Origin of the sequence: Cupriavidus sp. AU9028 (genome assembly GCF_019795295.1) — a bacterium.
Taxonomy (GTDB): Bacteria; Pseudomonadota; Gammaproteobacteria; order Burkholderiales; family Burkholderiaceae; genus Cupriavidus.
Map to the genome: position 1 here is coordinate 65118 of NZ_JAIMCG010000014.1, position 17568 is coordinate 82685.

Annotated in this window: 17 protein-coding genes; 14 read left to right on the top strand and 3 right to left on the bottom strand. The window is 68.2% G+C overall.

All coding sequences use genetic code 11. The features are described 5' to 3' along the window. Positions 1–378 precede the first annotated feature (378 nt). The 8 genes from flhB to K6V06_RS15695 all read left to right on the top strand — a co-directional run bounded on the left by flhB (position 379) and on the right by K6V06_RS15695 (position 10997). Positions 379–1521, top strand: a complete 1143-nt coding sequence (gene flhB / locus K6V06_RS15660) for a flagellar biosynthesis protein FlhB (RefSeq protein WP_222244881.1) — start codon at positions 379–381, stop codon at positions 1519–1521. Beyond that, positions 1518–3608 (top strand): flagellar biosynthesis protein FlhA, encoded by a 2091-nt coding sequence (gene flhA / locus K6V06_RS15665; RefSeq protein WP_222244883.1) that lies wholly within the window; start codon positions 1518–1520, stop codon positions 3606–3608. The genes flhB and flhA overlap by 4 nt, the downstream gene beginning before the upstream one ends. 22 nt (positions 3609–3630) lie before the next feature. Next, the gene (flhF, locus tag K6V06_RS15670) at positions 3631–6372 is read left to right on the top strand and encodes a flagellar biosynthesis protein FlhF (protein WP_222244886.1); all 2742 of its coding nucleotides are present in this window, start codon (positions 3631–3633) and stop codon (positions 6370–6372) included. 9 nt (positions 6373–6381) lie between these two features. After that, positions 6382–7197: an AAA family ATPase gene (locus tag K6V06_RS15675; RefSeq protein WP_222244888.1), complete on the top strand. Its 816-nt coding sequence runs from the start codon at positions 6382–6384 to the stop codon at positions 7195–7197. A gap of 13 nt (positions 7198–7210) precedes the next feature. Next, complete coding sequence (locus K6V06_RS15680; protein ID WP_222244889.1) at positions 7211–7927, top strand: RNA polymerase sigma factor FliA; 717 nt, start codon at positions 7211–7213, stop codon at positions 7925–7927. Next, the gene (locus K6V06_RS15685; protein WP_370637481.1) at positions 7927–8409 is read left to right on the top strand and encodes a flagellar protein FlhE; all 483 of its coding nucleotides are present in this window, start codon (positions 7927–7929) and stop codon (positions 8407–8409) included. Before K6V06_RS15680 ends, K6V06_RS15685 begins: the two co-directional genes overlap by 1 nt. A gap of 292 nt (positions 8410–8701) precedes the next feature. Next, positions 8702–9955 (top strand): cardiolipin synthase ClsB, encoded by a 1254-nt coding sequence (gene clsB, locus K6V06_RS15690; protein ID WP_222244890.1) that lies wholly within the window; start codon positions 8702–8704, stop codon positions 9953–9955. Position 9956: 1 nt separating this feature from the next. Next, positions 9957–10997: a lysylphosphatidylglycerol synthase domain-containing protein gene (locus K6V06_RS15695; protein ID WP_222244891.1), complete on the top strand. Its 1041-nt coding sequence runs from the start codon at positions 9957–9959 to the stop codon at positions 10995–10997. Here the strand turns inward: K6V06_RS15695 and K6V06_RS15700 are convergent, their stop codons facing one another. The 3 genes from K6V06_RS15700 to flgA all read right to left on the bottom strand — a co-directional run bounded on the left by K6V06_RS15700 (position 10998) and on the right by flgA (position 12725). After that, positions 10998–11453 (bottom strand): flagella synthesis protein FlgN, encoded by a 456-nt coding sequence (locus tag K6V06_RS15700; protein ID WP_222244892.1) that lies wholly within the window; start codon positions 11451–11453, stop codon positions 10998–11000. A gap of 65 nt (positions 11454–11518) precedes the next feature. Continuing rightward, positions 11519–11836 (bottom strand): flagellar biosynthesis anti-sigma factor FlgM, encoded by a 318-nt coding sequence (gene flgM / locus K6V06_RS15705; RefSeq protein ID WP_222244893.1) that lies wholly within the window; start codon positions 11834–11836, stop codon positions 11519–11521. Positions 11837–11936: 100 nt separating this feature from the next. Then, on the bottom strand, positions 11937–12725 hold the full coding sequence (gene flgA, locus K6V06_RS15710) for a flagellar basal body P-ring formation chaperone FlgA (protein WP_222244894.1): 789 nt from the start codon (positions 12723–12725) through the stop codon (positions 11937–11939). A 305-nt stretch (positions 12726–13030) separates the two neighbouring features. Here flgA and flgB point away from each other — a divergent pair, with 305 nt between their 5' ends. The 6 genes from flgB (at position 13031) to flgG (ending at position 17567) form a co-directional block, all read left to right on the top strand. Next, positions 13031–13438 carry a flagellar basal body rod protein FlgB gene (flgB, locus tag K6V06_RS15715; RefSeq protein ID WP_222244895.1) on the top strand — a complete coding sequence of 136 codons (408 nt, stop codon included), beginning with the start codon at positions 13031–13033 and terminating at the stop codon, positions 13436–13438. A 7-nt stretch (positions 13439–13445) separates the two neighbouring features. Further along, the gene (gene flgC, locus K6V06_RS15720; RefSeq protein ID WP_222244896.1) at positions 13446–13853 is read left to right on the top strand and encodes a flagellar basal body rod protein FlgC; all 408 of its coding nucleotides are present in this window, start codon (positions 13446–13448) and stop codon (positions 13851–13853) included. A 40-nt stretch (positions 13854–13893) separates the two neighbouring features. After that, positions 13894–14559, top strand: coding sequence for a flagellar hook assembly protein FlgD (locus tag K6V06_RS15725; RefSeq protein ID WP_222244898.1), 666 nt, complete (start codon positions 13894–13896; stop codon positions 14557–14559). A gap of 84 nt (positions 14560–14643) precedes the next feature. Then, positions 14644–15888 carry a flagellar hook protein FlgE gene (gene flgE, locus K6V06_RS15730; protein WP_222244900.1) on the top strand — a complete coding sequence of 415 codons (1245 nt, stop codon included), beginning with the start codon at positions 14644–14646 and terminating at the stop codon, positions 15886–15888. Positions 15889–15944: 56 nt separating this feature from the next. Beyond that, positions 15945–16685 carry a flagellar basal-body rod protein FlgF gene (flgF, locus tag K6V06_RS15735; protein ID WP_222244902.1) on the top strand — a complete coding sequence of 247 codons (741 nt, stop codon included), beginning with the start codon at positions 15945–15947 and terminating at the stop codon, positions 16683–16685. A gap of 96 nt (positions 16686–16781) precedes the next feature. Then, on the top strand, positions 16782–17567 hold the full coding sequence (gene flgG, locus K6V06_RS15740) for a flagellar basal-body rod protein FlgG (RefSeq protein WP_222244904.1): 786 nt from the start codon (positions 16782–16784) through the stop codon (positions 17565–17567). Position 17568 lies beyond the last annotated feature (1 nt).

Consider the following 17568-nt stretch of genomic DNA (forward strand, 5'->3'; position numbering starts at 1 on the left):
CAGCGTGGATTGCGGGCAAGCCGGTCGCTTTGCAAAAAATGAGCGCAGCAGTGATTCGCGATATCGCAGGGAAAGGCGGCTGGGGGTAAGCCCGCCAGCGTGTCGTAGCTGGCGGCCGTGCGCTTGCGAAATTGCCCGGTCCCGATGGGAATCGGCAACCAGGCCGGCATGGGCGGTGCCAGCGGCCCGAAAGAATCCGCCCGACCTGCCGTTAACCCCAGACAGTGGACGTTTCTCCGGCCAGGCGCCCCCGCCGGCCCCCGCCCATCGCCCAAATAGGGCCGCAATCCCCCGCCTATTCCCCTTAATACGCCGGTCCGCCCGCTTCGATAATCCACAGGGTCGAAGGGCGGCTTGCCGCTTCGCCACGGAGCGGCAATGTCGGAAGAAAGCGATCTCGAAAAAACCGAACCTGCCTCACCCCGGCGCCTGGAAAAGGCGCGCGAGGAGGGGCAGGTGGTCCGCTCGCGGGAGCTGGGCACCTTCATCATGTTGATGGCGGGGGTGATCGGCCTGTGGACGCTCGGCAGCGTGCTGGGGCGCCGGCTGGACACCGTGATGCGCTCGGCGCTGGCGTTCGACCCGGACAAGGCGCATGACCCGGCCCGCATGCTGACCGGCTTTACCGACCTGATGGTCGAGGCCCTGTTCGGCGTGATGCCGCTGCTGCTGCTGTTTGCCGTGGCCGCGCTGATCGGCCCGATGGTGCTGGGCGGCTGGCTGTTCTCGACCAAGTCGCTGACGCCGGATTTCAGCCGGCTGTCGTTGATGAAGGGTCTGGGCCGGCTGTTTTCGGCGCAGTCGCTGGTGGAGCTGATCAAGGCAATCGCCAAGTCCCTGCTGGTGGGGGGGGTCGGCTTCTGGATCGTATGGCGGCACATTCCCGATGCGGTCGCGTTGATGAATGCGCCGGTACAGGAAGCCCTGCTGCGGATGCTGGAGCTGGTGATGCTGTGCTGCGCGATCGCCGCGGCGTCGCTGCTGCTGGTTGCCGGCATCGACGTGCCCTGGCAGTTCTACGAGTTCTTCCGCAAGCTGCGCATGACCAAGGAAGAGGTCAAGCAGGAGCACAAGGAATCCGAGGGCAATCCGCACGTCAAGGGCCGCATCCGTCAGCTGCAACGCCAGGCCGCGCGGCGCCGGATGATGGCCGCGGTGCCGACCGCGGACGTGGTGGTCACCAACCCGACCCACTTCGCCGTGGCGCTGCGCTACGAGGAAGGAAAGATGGGCGCGCCGCGGGTCGTGGCCAAGGGTACGGAAGCCATTGCCGCCCGCATCCGCGAACTCGCCGCCGAGCATCGCGTACCGATTCTGTCCGCGCCGCCGCTGGCGCGGGCGCTGTACCGCCATGTCGAGCTGGAGCGGGAGATTCCCGCGGGCCTCTACACGGCGGTCGCCGAAGTGCTGGCCTGGGTCTACCAGCTCAAGCACTGGCACTACTCCAATGGGCCGCTGCCGGACGCTCCCACCGAGCTGCCGGTGCCCGATGAACTTGCCGTACCGGAACGTTCCGCATGAACGCATTGATGTCCCTGCTCCGACTGCCCGCTGGGCAGTCCGGCTCCCAGATGAAGGCGCTCGCCGGCCCGCTGCTGATCGTCATGATCCTCGGCATGATGGTGCTGCCGCTGCCGCCCTTCCTGCTGGATCTGCTGTTCACCTTCAACATCGCGCTGTCGATCATGGTGCTGCTGGTGGCGATGTACACCCAGAAGCCGCTCGACTTCGCCGCGTTCCCGGCGGTGCTGCTGTTCTCCACGCTGCTGCGCCTGTCGCTGAACGTCGCATCGACCCGCGTGGTACTGCTCGAGGGCCATTCCGGCCCGGACGCGGCCGGCAAGGTGATCGAGGCGTTCGGCCACTTCCTGGTGGGCGGCAATTTCGCCGTCGGCCTGGTGGTGTTCGCGATCCTGGTGGTGATCAACTTCATGGTGATCACCAAGGGCGCGGGCCGTATCGCCGAAGTGGGCGCGCGCTTCATGCTGGACGCGATGCCCGGCAAGCAGATGGCGATCGACGCGGACCTGAACGCGGGCCTGATCGATGAAGACGGCGCGCGCAAGCGCCGCGCCGAGGTGTCGCAGGAGTCGGACTTCTATGGCGCGATGGACGGTGCCAGCAAGTTCGTGCGCGGCGACGCGATCGCCGGCCTGCTGATCATGTTCATCAACGTCGGCGCCGGCATGGTGGTCGGCATGCTGCAGCACGACCTGGACTTCGGTACCGCCGCACGCAACTACACGCTGCTCACCATCGGCGACGGCCTGGTGGCACAGATTCCCGCGCTGGTGATCTCCACCGCTGCCGGTGTGATCGTCTCGCGCGTGTCGAACGATCAGGACGTGGGCCAGCAGCTGACGGGCCAGCTCTTTTCCGACCCGCGCGTGCTGTATCTGACCGGCGGTATCGTCGGCCTGCTGGGCATCATTCCGGGCATGCCGCACTTCGCCTTCCTGTTGCTGGCCGGCGCGCTGATCTGGTTCGGCATGCAGCTGGCCAAGCGCAAGCAGGAGCAGAAGCAGGAGACGAAGCGTGGCGACGCGCAGGTGCCGGCGATCGCCAACGAAAACACCGAAGCGACCTGGGACGACGTGACGCTGGTCGACCCGCTGGGCATGGAAGTGGGCTACCGGTTGATTCCGCTGGTCGACCGTGCCCAGGACGGCGAGCTGCTGGGCCGCATCAAGAGCATTCGCAAGAAGGTGGCCCAGGAAATCGGCTTCCTGGTGCCGGTGGTGCATATCCGCGACAACCTGGAGCTCAAGCCCAACTCGTACCGCATCACCATGAAGGGTGTGGAGATTGGCCAGGGCGAGGCAGTGCCGGGGCAGTGGATGGCGATCAATCCGGGGCAGGTGCACGGCACGCTGCCAGGCGCGCCCACCCGTGACCCGGCCTTCGGCTTGCCCGCCGTGTGGATCGACAGCGGCGCGAAGGAACAGGCGCAGGCGCTGGGCTATACGGTGGTGGATGCCAGCACGGTGGTCGCCACGCACCTGAACCACCTGATCCATCTGCATGCGTCGGAGCTGCTGGGACGCCAGGAAGTGCAGCAGCTGCTGGACCGCATCGCCAAGGAGTCGCCGAAGCTGACGGAGGACCTGGTGCCCAAGACCATCACGCTGACCGGCCTGCAGAAGGTGTTGCAGAACCTGCTGGACGAAAGCGTGCCGATCCGCGACATGCGCACCATCCTGGACGTGATCGCCGAACACGCGCCGAAGATCAGCGACCCGAACGAGCTGACCGCGCTGGTCCGCGTGGCGCTGGGCCGCGCGATCGTGCAGCAGTGGTTCCCCAACAACGCGGACCTGCAGGTGATCGGCCTCGATGCCGGCCTGGAGCGGGTCCTGACCCAGGCGCTGAACGCCGGCGGCGGCATCGAGCCGGGGCTGGCCGAGGCGCTGCAGCAGCAGGCGCAGGCCGCCGCGGCACGCCAGGAACAGCTGGGCCTGGATCCCGTGCTGCTGGTGCCGCACGCGCTGCGTCCGCTGATGTCCCGCTTCCTGCGCCGGACGATGCCGCAGCTGAAGGTGCTGTCGCACGCCGAGGTTCCCGACAACCGCAGTATCCGCATCACCGCCATGATCGGCGGGGCGGGTTGATCGTTGAGATGAGAGTGGCGAAATGAGCGTAGCCAAATTCGTGGCGGCCAACGGCCGCGAAGCGCTGCGGCGCGTGCGCGAGGCGCTGGGCCCGGACGCGGTGGTACTGTCCAATCGCGTGGTGGAGGGCGGCGTGGAAATCGTCGCGATGACCGATACCGAGCTGGGCACGCTGTCGTCCAGCGCGCCGGCGTACCAGCCGCCCGTGGTGGTTGCGCAGCAGCCGTCCATGGCGATGACGGCGCCCGGGCAGGGTCCCGATGCGCTGGGCGACCTGCGTGGCGAACTGCAATCGATGCGCGCGATGATCGAGCGCCAGCTGTCAGGCATGCCTGCCTCCGGGCAGGCGCAGGCCGATCCGCTGCGCGAGTCGCTGTTCGAGTGGCTGGTCGGCGCGGGCTTTTCGGCGCAGCTGGCGCGCACGCTGCTGGCCCGGCTGCCGTCGGGCTACGACCGCCCGGCCGCCGTTACCTGGATGCGGCGCGAGATCGCCAGCAAGGTCCCGGTGCTGGAGGACGAGGATGCACTGTTTGGCCAGGGCGGCGTGCTGGCGCTGGTGGGCCCGACCGGCGTGGGCAAGACCACCACCACCGCGAAGCTGGCCGCGCGCTTCGTGCTCAAGCACGGCGCCGACAAGCTGGCGCTGCTGACCACCGACACGTTCCGGATTGGCGCGCATGAGCAGCTGCGCATCTACGGCGACATCCTCGGCGTGCCGGTGCATGCGGTGAAGGACGCCGCCGACCTGCGCTTCGCGCTGGGCGCGCTGTCACAGAAGCATCTGGTGATCATCGACACGGTCGGCATGAGCCAGCGCGACCGCAACCTGTCGGAGCAGATCGCGATGCTGGCGGGCGCCCCGGCGCCAGTGCAGCGCGTGCTGCTGCTCAACGGCGCGAGCCACGGCGACACCCTGAACGAGGTCGTGCATGCCTATCGCCATGACGCCTCCCCCGGTGGCGGCGTGGACGGCTGCATCATCAGCAAGCTGGACGAAGCCACGCACCTCGGATCGGTGCTGGATGTGGTGATCCGTCACCGTCTGCCCGTCTACTATGCCTCGACCGGCCAGCGCGTTCCGGAGCATCTGGAACTGGCGCGTGGCGAGGCGCTGGTGGAACGCGCCTTCATGATGCCGCGGCGCGGCTCGGTGTTCTCCGATGCCGAAGCGGCGCGCCGCTCGCTGGCCTCCGGCGGCAGCCCGGCGATGGCCGCGGGCGAAGCGCCGCAGGCAGGCGGCATGCACGACGTGCTGCGCACCATCGCCGACAGCAGCCATGCGGTGGGCAGCTGCGTCGCCGCGCTGCAGGATGGTCCGTACGGGTTTGCGCTGCTGCGGGAGTTGTGGGCGCGCCGGGCCGCGCCGGATCTGGCGCTGCGTCCGTTGTCGCGGCAGATGCGTGACGCGCTGTGCCAGGACGCCATCCGCCACAGCGAGCGTTATCTGCTGGCCGCCAGCGTCACGCTGCCGTGCAACGTGCCGGGCCGGCGCAACCCGCAACCGTGGCAGCACACGGTATGGATGGCCGACCGCGACGGCATGCCCGTCGCCGCTGTGGTGGAACCGACCGGCCGGGCCGCTCGCGGCGACGAATGGACGGCGGAAATGCAGGACTGGCGCGTCGCCCTGTCGGCGCGCCGCACGGTCGTGCATCTGCTCGACGCCGTGCCGGCTGCGAGCGCCGTGCAGCCGTGGCAGGCCGCCGGCGAGCGGTGGCTCGCCAGCGCGCGCAAGACCACGCGCGTGATCTGCGACGGCACGGCCTGGAAGATCGAGGCGCTGGCCGATACGCTGACCTTCCACGCGCTGGGCGAAACGCAGGTGCGCGATCGCGAGGCGATGCTGTGGGTGGCCCAGACCCAGGTTCGCACCATCGAGAGCCAGCTGCGCGGAACGCGCGGCGCGGCTGCCGAGGGCGGACTCGACGCCGGCCTGCTGGTGGGGCGCGCGATCGACCGCGAAACCGGCCAGACGCTGGCCGTCGACTATCTGCTGGCCGACCCGGCGCTGGCTTCGGCCGGTCCGCAGATCGTCCGCTGGGCGCGCCTGGCCGAGCAGGCCACGCAGCACTGCCGCACCCTGCGCCATGCGCTGGACCAGCTCGGCCAGTCCGCACCGGACGGCGCGGCATGCGGTCCGACCGCGATCGTCTCGATGCAGGCCGGCCTGACCGCGCTGCGTCTTGCCCATGCGCCGGTGGCCGCTGCCGTCGACTGCCTTGCGGGACTCGCCGGCCGCGCGGCTGGCAAGGACGCCGCGCCAGGCGGTGCGGCGCTGCTCGAAGGCATCGCGCGCCTGTTGGCCCTGCTCGACGTGCTGGAGAACTTCCCCGGCCGTCAGGCAGGCGTGGCTGCGCCTGCCGCTGCTGCCGGGGAAGGACCGGCCGCCGCAACCCCGGAGACGATCGACGCCGTCACGCCGGCACTGCCGGCCGCGAGCCGCGCCGCGCCGGTTGCCATCGAGGCCGACATGCAGGCCGAGGACAGCGTCCTCGCCCGCTTCGAGGACCCGTTCACCGAGGAACTGGATGACGAGGCTGCCGTCGTCGCCATCGGCGCAGCGCCGATGGCGTCGGTCGCGCCGGCACGGACCGCACGGGCCGAAGCCATGCCGCTGGCGGCACGCCAGCTCGCCGAACGGATGAACGCCACCGCCAACGACGCCATTGACACCGACACCGACGCCGACGCGCAGAGCGCGCTGGCGGCGGCCACCATCGCACATCGCCAGGCCAGGGCTCAACTGGCCGCACTTGGAGACTGAGGTTCAAACATGCTTGCCGCAGATCAGGCCGAGAGCCTGCGCCGAATGCTGGCGCCGCGGACCACGCGACGGATTGCCGTGCTCGGTTGCGAGCCGGGGGCTGGCGCGACGACGGTCGCACTCGGTCTTGCCAGCGCGCTCGCCCTGCAGGGCGAGCGCGTGCTGCTGGTTGACGAGGATATCGCCGGGGCCCGCGCCACCCGGCTCGCCAATGCCGCACCGCGCGGCACGCTTGCGCAGGTGCTGGCCGGCACCATGAGCGCACAGGAAGCAGCGGGGCAGCGTGGCGCTGGCGCGCCGGAGGTATTGCCCGGCGACCCGCGCGCGGCCGGCTCGGCTGCCGGGCTGCAGGGCTACCGCACGGTGCTGTGCGACGCCCGCCCCGGCGCGGATGGCTCGCTGTCGCCCTTCGCCGGCGACGCGCACAACGCGATCGTCGTGCTGCAGCCCGAGCGCGCTTCGCTGACGGCCGCCTATGCCTGCATCAAGCGGCTGCATCACCAGTACGCCTGGCGCGAGTTCCAGCTGGTGGTCAACGGCGCCGCGGGAGAGGCGGGCGTGGAAGCCGTGGTCGGCAATCTCGCTCGCACCGCCGGCCAGTATCTGGGGGTGCAGGTACGCCTTGCCGGCGCCATGCCCGCCGATCCGCTGGTGGCCCGCAGCATGTCGCTGGGCCGCTGCGTCGTCGAAGCGTTTCCCGGTGCGCCGGCCACCGCAGTCTTGCGCCGTATCGCCGCCGGCATTGCCGCGTGGCCCATTCCCGCCGCCATCGATGCCCGTGCCGCCAGTGCGCCCGGGGCATCGGCGATGGCCTGCCAGTTCTAACGAGAATTCCATCATGTACACGATCCAGGGAAAGCTCGAACAGACCGATACGGTCCAGACCCACGCACCGCTGGTGCGCAAGATCGCCCTGCAACTGGCGGCCAAGCTGCCTGCCAGCGTGCAGCTTGACGATCTGATCCAGGCGGGCATGATCGGTCTGCTCGACGCGGCCAAGCGCTACGAGGACACGCATGGCGCGCGTTTCGAGACCTACGCCAGCCAGCGCATTCGCGGGGCGATGCTCGACGAGGTGCGTGCCAACGACTGGCAGTCGCGCAGCCTGCGGCAGTCGACCCGGCGCATCGAGCGGACCATCCGCTCGCTGGAACAGAAGCTCGGCCGCACGCCGCTGGACAGCGAAGTGGCGGAAGAACTGGAGATGCCGCTGGACGAATACCAGAGCGTGCTCAACGAGGTCTACGGCTGCCAGTTGCTGCACTACGAGGACTTCGAGCGCTCCGGGGAAGAGGATTTCCTCGACCGCCACCTGATCGCCAGCGAAGACGGCAATCCGCTGACCATCCTGATGGAAAGCGGCATGCGCGGCGCGTTGATCCGCGCCATCGAGAAGCTGCCCGAGCGCGAGAAACTGGTGCTGTCGCTGTGCTACGACCAGGAATTGAACCTGCGCGAGATCGGCGCGGTGCTCGAAGTCACCGAGTCGCGCGTCTGCCAGATCCGCAGCCAGGCGATCAACCGCCTGCGCAGCCAGCTGCGAGGGCTGCTTTGATGCTGCCCACCGCGCGGTGGGCGCATCGGCACGGGCGCCTGCGGCTCGCGCTGGCGCTGGCGCTGGGCGCCGGCATGGCGTGCGCGCCGGCCTTCGCGGACGGCGGCGTGGTGCGTGCGAACCTGGGCGCGTCGAAGCATTCGTGGACGGCTACGGTCGTCCCGCCGGCGCTGCATGGACGCGGTGTGCGCGCGCTCTCGGCGCCCGTGCTGCCGACCGGCTATCTGGCGCAATCGGAAGGGTCGATCACCACCGTGCGCTGGCGCTACCGCTTCGCCGGCGTGGCACCGATCGATCTGCAGGCCTACCTGTGCAGCCCGACCCGCTGCGTGCTGCTCGACGGCGCGCAAGGGCGCACCGACGCCTTCCGCGGCGACGATGCCAGCAAGGGCTTCGTCTTTGCCTTCCAGGTGCCGGGACGGGGGCCGTTGACGCCCGTGTTGCAGGGGCAGTCCGGCCAGGTGATCGTCAGCTACAGGTAGGGCTTGCGGGCGCTCGCTGGCCCTCTCCCCCGGCCCCTCTCCCGCCGAGCGGGAGAGGGGAGCAAACCAGCGGGATGCTCCCCCGCGGTCGGCGTTCTCCCCTCGCCCGCTTGCGGGAGAGGGGCCCGGGGAGAGGGCAGCCCGGGCTAGCCAGAACGAGACAGATTGCCCCACCACTCATGCTGAGGCAAGTCGGCCTCCGCCTCCTCTTCCTGTCGGTCCTGAACCGACACCCCGTGGCATCGAATGTGCTTGAAGCCAATGTCCGAAACATTGGCAGCGAGACATTGCGATGCAACCCATCAGGACCCATGGAAACCGGATACACCTGCTGGAAAACGGCGAGGAATATTTCCCGCGTGTATTCGCCGCGATTGCACAGGCGCGCTCCAGCGTGTTGCTGGAAACCTTCATCCTGTTCGAGGACCGGGTCGGCCTAGCGCTGCGCCAGGAGCTGATTGCCGCGGCGCGGCGTGGCGTGCACGTTGCCGTGACCGTGGACGGCTATGGGTCGCCGGATCTGTCCCACGACTTCGTTGCCGGCATGGTCGACGCGGGCGTGCGCCTGCATATCTTCGCGCCCCGCCGCAAGCTGCTCGGCATGCGGACCAACCTGTTCCGGCGGATGCACCGCAAGCTGGTGGCTGTCGACGGCAAGCTCGCTTTCGTCGGGGGTATCAATTTCTCCGCAGAGCATCTGGGCGACTTCGGGCCGCAGGCCAAGCAGGACTACGCCGTCGAGGTCGAAGGCCCGATCGCGGTTCAGGTGCACCGCTTCCTCGTCGCCACGATGGCCGCCGCGATGACCGAAGAGCCGGCCGATGCCGACCGCGACGCATGGCTGGCGCGGCTCCCCGCGCCGGTACTGCGCCCCGGCACACCGGAAGCAGCGGGCGCGACAGCCTGGTTCGTCACGCGCGACAACGACTCGCACCGAACCGACATCGAATGGGAATATTTACAAGCGATACGCCAGGCGCGCCGCCAGGTCATCATTGCGAACGCGTATTTTCTGCCCGGTTACCGACTGTTACATGCGCTGTGCGACGCTTCGCGGCGCGGCGTGGATGTCCGGCTGATCCTGCAGGGCAATCCCGACATGCTGTGGGTCAAGCGGATGGCCGATATGTTGTACGCGCATCTGCACGATTCGGGCGTGCGTATCTTCGAGTATTGCCGCCGGCCGCTGCATGGCAAGGTGGCACTGGTCGATGAGGACTGGTCCACCGTTGGCTCCAGCAATCTGGACCCGCTGAGCCTGTCCCTGAATCTCGAGGCAAACCTGATCATCCGGGACAAGGACTTCACCGACACCTTGCGCTCGAATCTGGAGAACCTGATGGTGAGCTCGTGCAAGGAGATCGCGCCCGACCGGGAGACCCGGCGCGCGCCGCTGCAACTGGCCACCAATGCGCTGATGTTCCACTTCCTGCGCCGCTTCCCGGCATGGTCCGGCTGGCTGCCGGCCCACACCCCCAAGCTGGTGCTGGCCCAGCCGGAACGCCGCCCTGGCTGGTTCGCACTACGAAAGCGGAGCGCGGACTAGCATGACGGCAAAAATCACAAAAACACAGGCCGCCGCCCAGCACGAGCCGCCGCGCGCAGCGGCGCGAGAGAAGTCCGCCACGGCGGAGCCGGGCAGGACGGCGCGCAGCCGGTGGGCGCTGGCGCGCAAGATCCTCGGCATTGCCTTCGTCGCCCTGGTACTCGTGATGATCGTGCGCAAGCTCGGCGCGATCGACTGGGCCGAGGCGTTCGTCACGCTGCGCGCCTACGAGCTGCGTACGTTGGCGCCGGCCGCGGCGTTGGTGGCGCTGAGCTACTTCTGGCATGCCGCCTTCGATCTGCTGGGCAGATGGTATGCGAGACACCACCTGCCCGCGCCGAGGGTGCTGGCGATCGCCTTCGTCAGCTACGCCTTCAACCTGAACCTCGGGGCACTGATTGGCGGACTGGGCATCCGCTTCCGGCTCTATTCGAACGCAGGCTTGTCCGGCGCGCAGATCGCCGCGGTCTACAGCATCGGCGTGGTCAGCAACTGGATCGGCTATCTGGCACTGCTCGGCGCGGTGCTGGCCGCCCGCACGGTGATCCTGCCGGAATCGTGGGGCTTCAGCCCGCTGCTGCTGCAGGTCGCCGGCTTCGCGCTGCTGGCGGTGGTGGCGGCCTACCTGTTCGCCTGTGCGCGTGCCCGGCGCCGTCGCTGGACCTTGCGCGGCCACACCTTCCATCTGCCGTCGCTGAAGTTCGCGCTGCTGCAGTGCGCGCTGTCGATCACCAACTGGCTGACCATCTCGGCGATCATCCAGACGCTGCTGCCGGGTTCGGTCCCGCTGCTGGTCGTGCTCGGCGTGGTGCTGATCGGCAGCATCGCCGGCGCGGTCACGCACATCCCGGCGGGGCTGGGCGTACTGGAGACGGTGTTCGTCGTGCTGCTGGGCGACCGGGTGCCGCACCACGCGCTGGTCGCGGCGCTGCTGGCCTACCGCGCGATGTACTACCTCGCGCCGATGGTGCCGGCGGTAATCGGCTACTTCTGGATGGAGGCACGCGGCCGGCGTGCGGCCGCGGTGGGTCCGACGGCCTGATCAGCCGCTGGCCAGCGTGACGCCGCGGGCGGCGTTCTGGGCCAGGCCGTTGCGGCCGTAGACGGTGGCGCTGTTGCGCTCGCGCAGCGCCTTCAGCGCGCCTTCGGTGAACTGCAGGTGGGCGGCCACCACGGCGCCGTTCAGCTCGTTGGCTTCGGCGGCGTTGCGCGCGGCAATCACCAGCGCGTGCCAGGCGGCGGAGACGCCGGGATCGAGATTCAGCCCGACCAGCTCGTTGTGCGGACCGACGCGGATGCCGAGCGCGGCCATCTGCGCCTGGCGGGCGGCACCGAGCTGCGCAAGCTCGTGCGTCAGCTGGGTCTTGGCTTCGATGACGGCATTGAGCCCGGCGAAGTCCGCGGCGCGAATGGCGGCGCGTTCCTGCTTGAGGGCATCGTCGAAGGCGAGCACTGCCTGCGCTTCATGCAGCAGGCAGTCGATCAGGGCTTGGCTCATGGGCGGTCCGGCTTTTCAATGGGTTGGGTTGTCCAGAAGACGACGAGCCGGCCCGCGCGATCCCGTCAGCGCGAGGCGCCCTGGGCCAGTTCGCGCAGCGTGGCCAGCAGGCCGTCTGCGATACGGCTCGAATCCATCTTGAGCCGTCCTTCCGCGATGGCCTGGCGAATCTCCTCGACCTTCGCGCTATCGATATCGTTGTCCGCTTCGCCGACCAGGCTGGAGCCGATGTCGCGCACCTGCGCCGACAGCGGGCTCATGGTCAGGCCGCCAGCCGGGGCTGCCGCCGAAGCGGGCGCCGGGGTCGCGGCGGACGTATTGCGTGCAGTGCTTCCTGCCGCACCTTCGCCGGTGCGGGGCGTGGTGGATTGGTGGATCTTCACGGGACTATCCTTGCTGGGTTTGACAGCTTAACGGCGCTGGCGGCCGGAACTTTAGAGCGACATTGTCGCATGTCGCCCATCCGGCTGCCGACGCCGCCTGCTACCGCAGCACCACGGTATCCGCGTCCTTGACCACTCCGTTGACGACCTGCCCGTTCTCCAGTCTTACCTGCACGCTGCTGCCAGGGGCACCGTCGGTCAGGGCCTTGCCTTCACTGCGGATCTGGAAAGCCTGCCCCTCGACGGTGACCGCCACGGTCTGGTTGCGTCGCACCGCGATGGCCTTGCGCAGCAGGTCGCTGCGCAGCGGCGAGCCGGCGCCGATCCGGTTGCCCGCCACCGCGCCCTCGACCTGGCCGGGATCGGTGACCACGGCGCGTGGCAGGCTCGCCAGATCCCCTTGCCGCACCTCGATGTCCGCCGCCGTGATCGGCTCGCCAGGCGCCAGCGTGCGCGAGGCGACGTAGTAGTCCCCAAGCACTGAAATGCGCGCCTGCACATAGCGCGTCCAGGGCCGGTCGCCGCCGCAGCGCACGCCCACCGAGACGCGGCCCTGCAGCTGCGCGCTCGGCGGCAGGAAGGGTTCGGGCGAGACGCATTCCCTGGCGCGGCCGCCCGAGGGCGGAATGACCTGGATGCTGGTCTTGCCCGGCAGCCCGGCGGTCTCGCGTTGCAGGAACTGCTCGACGGCCACCCGTACCGGATCCTCGGCGAACACCGGCGCGCCGCCCTGCGGCGCGACATTGCCCGGCGAGGAGAGTTGCCCGGCGGCCTGGGCCGGCGCCGCCAGGGCGGCGACCGTCAGCGGCGCCGACGCGATCAACAATAGCCGCGCCGCGCGCCGGAACAGGCTGCGCGCGCCGCGCGGACGCAATTCGATTCGAAACATTCAGTCATCCCAGCAAGGACGGTGGAACCCGCCGCGGCGCCGTCCCCGATGGTGCGGGTCGGCGCGGCGAGGGGCCGCAACGGGAGTCCATTGTAGGCAGCGAGCGCGTCGGGCTCCGGGTGAAATGCGCGGATTTCCTCGCCTTATTCATCCGATTGCGCTGGCCAGCCCCCACCTAAGATGGCAGCCGTGAAGAAGGTGGGCGGGCTCCCTTTGCCGCGCCGCCGCGCATCGCGGTGCGGCCGGTTGCCAGAGACCGCCTCGCCATGGGCCTCCTTTCTCCATTGATATAGCGGGATACAACAATGATGGACAGACTCGACGCGGCGTTCCGTTTCCAGCAGGAAGCGCTGAACCTGCGCAACCAGCGACAGTCGGTGATCGCCGCGAACATCGCCAACGCCGACACCCCGGGCTTCAAGGCCCGCGACTTCGATTTCGCCAGCCAGCTGTCGGAATCGGTGGAACGCGGCAAGCGCGCCGAAGGCGTGTCGCTGTCGACCACCTCGGCACGGCATCTGCCCGGACAAGCAGGCGTGGGCAGCGACTTCGAGCTGGCCTATCGCATCCCGATGCAGTCGAGCATCGACGGCAACACGGTCGAGATGGACACCGAGCGGGTGGCCTTCGCCGACAACACGGTCCGCTACGAGACTGGCCTCACGGTAATGAGCGCCAAGATCAAGGGCATGCTGACCGCCATTTCGCAGTGAGGTAATCATGCCGGCAATGAACATCTTCGAGGTGTCGGGCTCCGCCATGGCGGCGCAGTCCCAGCGCATGAACGTGACCGCGTCCAACATGGCCAACGCGGACAGCGCGGTGGCGCCGAATGGCCAGCCATATCGCGCCAAGCAGGTGGTGTTCGGCCTCGCGCCCAACGCCGCCAATGGCGAGATCGGCGGCGTGCAGGTGCGCGGCGTGATGGAGGACCCGTCGCCCGCGCGCATGGTCCACAACCCCACGCACCCGCTGGCCAACGCAGACGGCTACGTCACCATGCCCAACGTCAACCCGGTGGAAGAGATGGTCAACATGATCTCGGCCTCGCGCTCCTACCAGGCCAATGTCGAGGTGTTGAACTCGGCCAAGAACATGATGTTGAAGACGCTGACGATCGGTCAGTGATTCGGTCAGCAATTCGATCCGTAACCGGGGAAACCACGACATGACTACCACTTCCGGCGTCAACAGCAATTCGAACGCGGCAGGCGCATCGCTGCTGTCCAGCGCGTCGAGCTCCAGCGACATTCAGAACAATTTCCTGAAGATGCTGGTGACGCAGATGAAGAACCAGGATCCGCTCAAGCCGATGGACAACGCACAGCTGACGTCGCAGCTGGCGCAGATCAGCACGGTCAGCAGCATGGAAATCATGAACGCGACCATGACGCAGCTGCTGGCGCAGGTCAGCGCAAGCCGTGCGATGGATTCGGCCGCGCTGATCGGCCGCACGGTGATGGTGCCCGGCAACGGCGTCGAAGTGGTCGAGGGCAAGGCGAGCCAGTTCGGCATCGACCTGCCGTCCACCGCCGATGCGGTCACCGTCGAGGTGCTGGACGAGAAGGGCAACGTGGTGCGCTCGATCGACATGAAGGGCCGGACCGCGGGCGTGCATGACGTGGCATGGGATGGCAAGAACGATGCCGGCGGCGCGGTGCCCGACGGCGAGTACACCTTCCGCGTGGTGGCGACGGCCGACGGCAAGGCCATCAATGGCGCGTCGCTGATCTACGGCAAGGTGCAGGCGATCAGCGGCGACGCCAACGGCGTGCTGGTCGACCTGGGCGAAGGCCGCACCGCGCTGGTGGACGACGTCCGCCGCATTCTTTAATTACCGCGCCCGCCGCGCGGCCGGTTGCGAATGCACCTGGTCAGCGCGGGCCAGCGAACTGACGACATGTAACAAGGGGAAATCATGGGTTTCGGTCAAGGGGTCAGCGGCATCAACGCCGCGGCACAGAATCTGGATGTGATCGGCAACAACATCTCCAACTCGGGGACGGTTGGCTTCAAGCAATCGACGGCGACGTTCGCCGACGTCTATGCCGGCTCGCGCGTCGGCCTGGGTGTGCGAGTGAACTCGGTGGTGCAGTCCTTCAACCAGGGCAATATCGAAGCGAGCGGCCGCGCGCTGGACGTGGCGATCACCGGCGGCAATGGCTTCTTCCGCCTGGTGGATGACGCCGGCCAGGTCTACTTCTCGCGCAACGGCCAGCTCAAGCGGCTGGACGATGGCCGCCTGGTCAATGCGTCGGGTCTGCAGGTGACCGGCTATCCGGCCGGTGTGCAGCCGGGTGGCGGCGTGCAGCCGCAGCCGCTGGTCATCGCCAACACGCAGATGCCGCCGAAGGCGACGGACAGCATCACGGCCCAGTTCAACCTGGATTCGCGCGTCACGGCGCCGACCACGCCGTTTGCGACCGCTGCTGGCGATCCGCCCGATTCCGCGATGTTCAACTACAGCAGCACCATCGAGATCTTCGATTCGCTCGGTAACCCGCGCCAGGTCACCGCGTACTTCCGCAAGATGGGTCCCGAACATCAGGATCCGCTGGACCCGACCACGCCCGTGGTTGGTACCAACTGGAACATGTACGTCACCGACGAGAACGGTGGGCTGCTGACCACCGAAGCGATGCGCTTCGATCTGAACGGCAATATGGTCCTGCCGGCCGCGGGCGCCACCGTCGGCGTTCCCGTGGCGGGCGCGAATGGCGCCGCGGACATGACGGTGCAGATGAACCTGGCTGGCACCACGCAGTTCGGCAGCGAAAACGACCCGAAGACTCTGGTGCAGAACGGCTATGCCAGCGGCGCGCTGCTCGGCTATACCGTGCAACCGGACGGCTCGATCCTCGGCAGCTTCTCGAACGAGCAGACCATGAACCTCGGCCAGATCGTGCTGGCGACCTTCGGCAACGTCGAAGGCCTGCAGCCGGAGGGCGACAACGTGTGGACCGCGACCGGCGCCTCGGGGCAGCCGCTGCTGGGCGCGCCTGGCGGCTCCTATGGCCAGCTGCAGTCGAACGCAGTGGAAGCGTCGAACGTCGACCTGTCGGGCCAGCTGGTCAACCTGATCATCGCCCAGCGCACCTATCAGGCCAACGCCCAGACCATCCAGGCGCAGGACCAGGTGCTGCAGACGCTGGTCAATATCTGACGGTAGCAACGGCCCGCTGCCTCGGGTAGCGGGCCGACAGGAATCAGGAATCGCCGATGGATCGCATGATCTACACCGCCCTGTCGGGCGCGAAGCAGACGATGGACCAGCAGGCCGCGGTGGCCAACAACCTGGCCAACGTGTCGACGACGGGCTACCGGGCGCAGGTCAACATGTTCCGCGCCGTGCCAGTGGTCGGGCAGGAAACGCAGACGCGCGCTTTCACGCTGGCCACCACGCCGGGCGCCGACTTCAAGGCCGGCCCGCTGACCTATACCGAGCGCCCGCTCGATATCGCCATCAAGGGCAACGGCTGGCTCGCGGTGCAGACGCCCGACGGCGAAGCCTACACCCGTGCCGGATCGCTGCAGATCAGCCCCGAGGGCCAGCTGGTGACTTCCAGCGGTCGCCCGGTGATGGGCGACGGCGGCCCGATCGCGGTGCCGCCCGGCTCGGCGATCACCATCGCCAGCAATGGCGTGATCACCGCGCGCGGTCCCGGCGAAGCGGCCAACGGCCTCGCGCAGATTGGCCAGCTTCGGCTGGTCAACCCGCCGCAGAACGCGCTGGCACGTGGCGATGACGGGCTGTTCCGCATGCGGCAGGGGGCGGATCCGGTCGAGGCCGATCCCAACGTGCGCCTCGTCACTGGCGCGCTGGAAGGCAGCAACGTGAATCCCGTCGAGGCGATGGTCGACATGATCGCCAACGCGCGGCGCTTCGAGATGCAGATCAAGATGATCCAGGGCGCCGACATGAACGAGCAGCGCGCCAATTCGCTGCTGGGATCGAACTGATCGCCGCACGGCATGGCTGACCCCAACGTCGGCCGCGACTGAACCCAACCGAACGATTTCAGGCATGCCCGGGCGGCATGCCAAGCAAGGACCAACATGAACCGCTCCCTCTGGATCGCCAAGACCGGCCTCGATGCGCAGCAGACGCAGATGGACGTGATCTCGAACAACCTGGCCAACGTCTCCACGACGGGCTTCAAGCGCAGCCGCGCGGTGTTCGAGGAACTGATGTACCAGACCATTCGCCAGCCCGGCGCGCTGTCGTCGGACCAGACCACGCTGCCTTCGGGCCTGCAGCTGGGCACCGGCGTGCGCCCCGTCGCCACCGAACGCATCCATACCCAGGGCAATCCGCAGCAGACCGGCAACGACAAGGATGTGGCCATCATCGGCCAGGGCTTCTTCCAGATCACCCTGCCGGACGGCACCGCCGCCTACACCCGTGACGGCTCCTTCCACGTCGACCAGAACGGCCAGCTGGTGACCTCCAGCGGCTTCCTGATCGAGCCGGCCATCGCCATTCCGGCCAACGCCACCTCGCTGACCGTCGCCCGCGACGGCACCGTGTCGGTCACGCAGCCGGGCAATGCGCTGAACGTGCAGGTCGGCCAGCTGCAGCTGGTCACCTTCATGAACCCGACCGGTCTGGAGAGCATCGGCGAGAACCTCTACGTGCAGACCGACGCCTCGGGCGCGCCCAACCAGACCGTGCCCGGCCTGAACGGCGCCGGCATCCTGCAGCAGCGCTATGTCGAATCGTCCAACGTCAACGTGGTCGAGGAACTGGTCAGCATGATCCAGACGCAGCGCGCGTATGAAATCAACAGCAAGGCCGTCTCCACCTCGGACCAGATGCTGCAACGCCTGACTCAACTGGGCTGAC

Coding starts and splice junctions, on each gene's coding strand:
- flhB (WP_222244881.1), top strand. CDS start 379: ATGTCGGAAGAAAGCGATCTCGAAAAAACCGAACCTGCCTCACCCCGG.
- flhA (WP_222244883.1), top strand. CDS start 1,518: ATGAACGCATTGATGTCCCTGCTCCGACTGCCCGCTGGGCAGTCCGGC.
- flhF (WP_222244886.1), top strand. CDS start 3,631: ATGAGCGTAGCCAAATTCGTGGCGGCCAACGGCCGCGAAGCGCTGCGG.
- K6V06_RS15675 (WP_222244888.1), top strand. CDS start 6,382: ATGCTTGCCGCAGATCAGGCCGAGAGCCTGCGCCGAATGCTGGCGCCG.
- K6V06_RS15680 (WP_222244889.1), top strand. CDS start 7,211: ATGTACACGATCCAGGGAAAGCTCGAACAGACCGATACGGTCCAGACC.
- K6V06_RS15685 (WP_370637481.1), top strand. CDS start 7,927: ATGCTGCCCACCGCGCGGTGGGCGCATCGGCACGGGCGCCTGCGGCTC.
- clsB (WP_222244890.1), top strand. CDS start 8,702: ATGCAACCCATCAGGACCCATGGAAACCGGATACACCTGCTGGAAAAC.
- K6V06_RS15695 (WP_222244891.1), top strand. CDS start 9,957: ATGACGGCAAAAATCACAAAAACACAGGCCGCCGCCCAGCACGAGCCG.
- K6V06_RS15700 (WP_222244892.1), bottom strand. CDS start 11,453: ATGAGCCAAGCCCTGATCGACTGCCTGCTGCATGAAGCGCAGGCAGTG.
- flgA (WP_222244894.1), bottom strand. CDS start 12,725: ATGTTTCGAATCGAATTGCGTCCGCGCGGCGCGCGCAGCCTGTTCCGG.
- flgB (WP_222244895.1), top strand. CDS start 13,031: ATGATGGACAGACTCGACGCGGCGTTCCGTTTCCAGCAGGAAGCGCTG.
- flgC (WP_222244896.1), top strand. CDS start 13,446: ATGCCGGCAATGAACATCTTCGAGGTGTCGGGCTCCGCCATGGCGGCG.
- K6V06_RS15725 (WP_222244898.1), top strand. CDS start 13,894: ATGACTACCACTTCCGGCGTCAACAGCAATTCGAACGCGGCAGGCGCA.
- flgE (WP_222244900.1), top strand. CDS start 14,644: ATGGGTTTCGGTCAAGGGGTCAGCGGCATCAACGCCGCGGCACAGAAT.
- flgF (WP_222244902.1), top strand. CDS start 15,945: ATGGATCGCATGATCTACACCGCCCTGTCGGGCGCGAAGCAGACGATG.
- flgG (WP_222244904.1), top strand. CDS start 16,782: ATGAACCGCTCCCTCTGGATCGCCAAGACCGGCCTCGATGCGCAGCAG.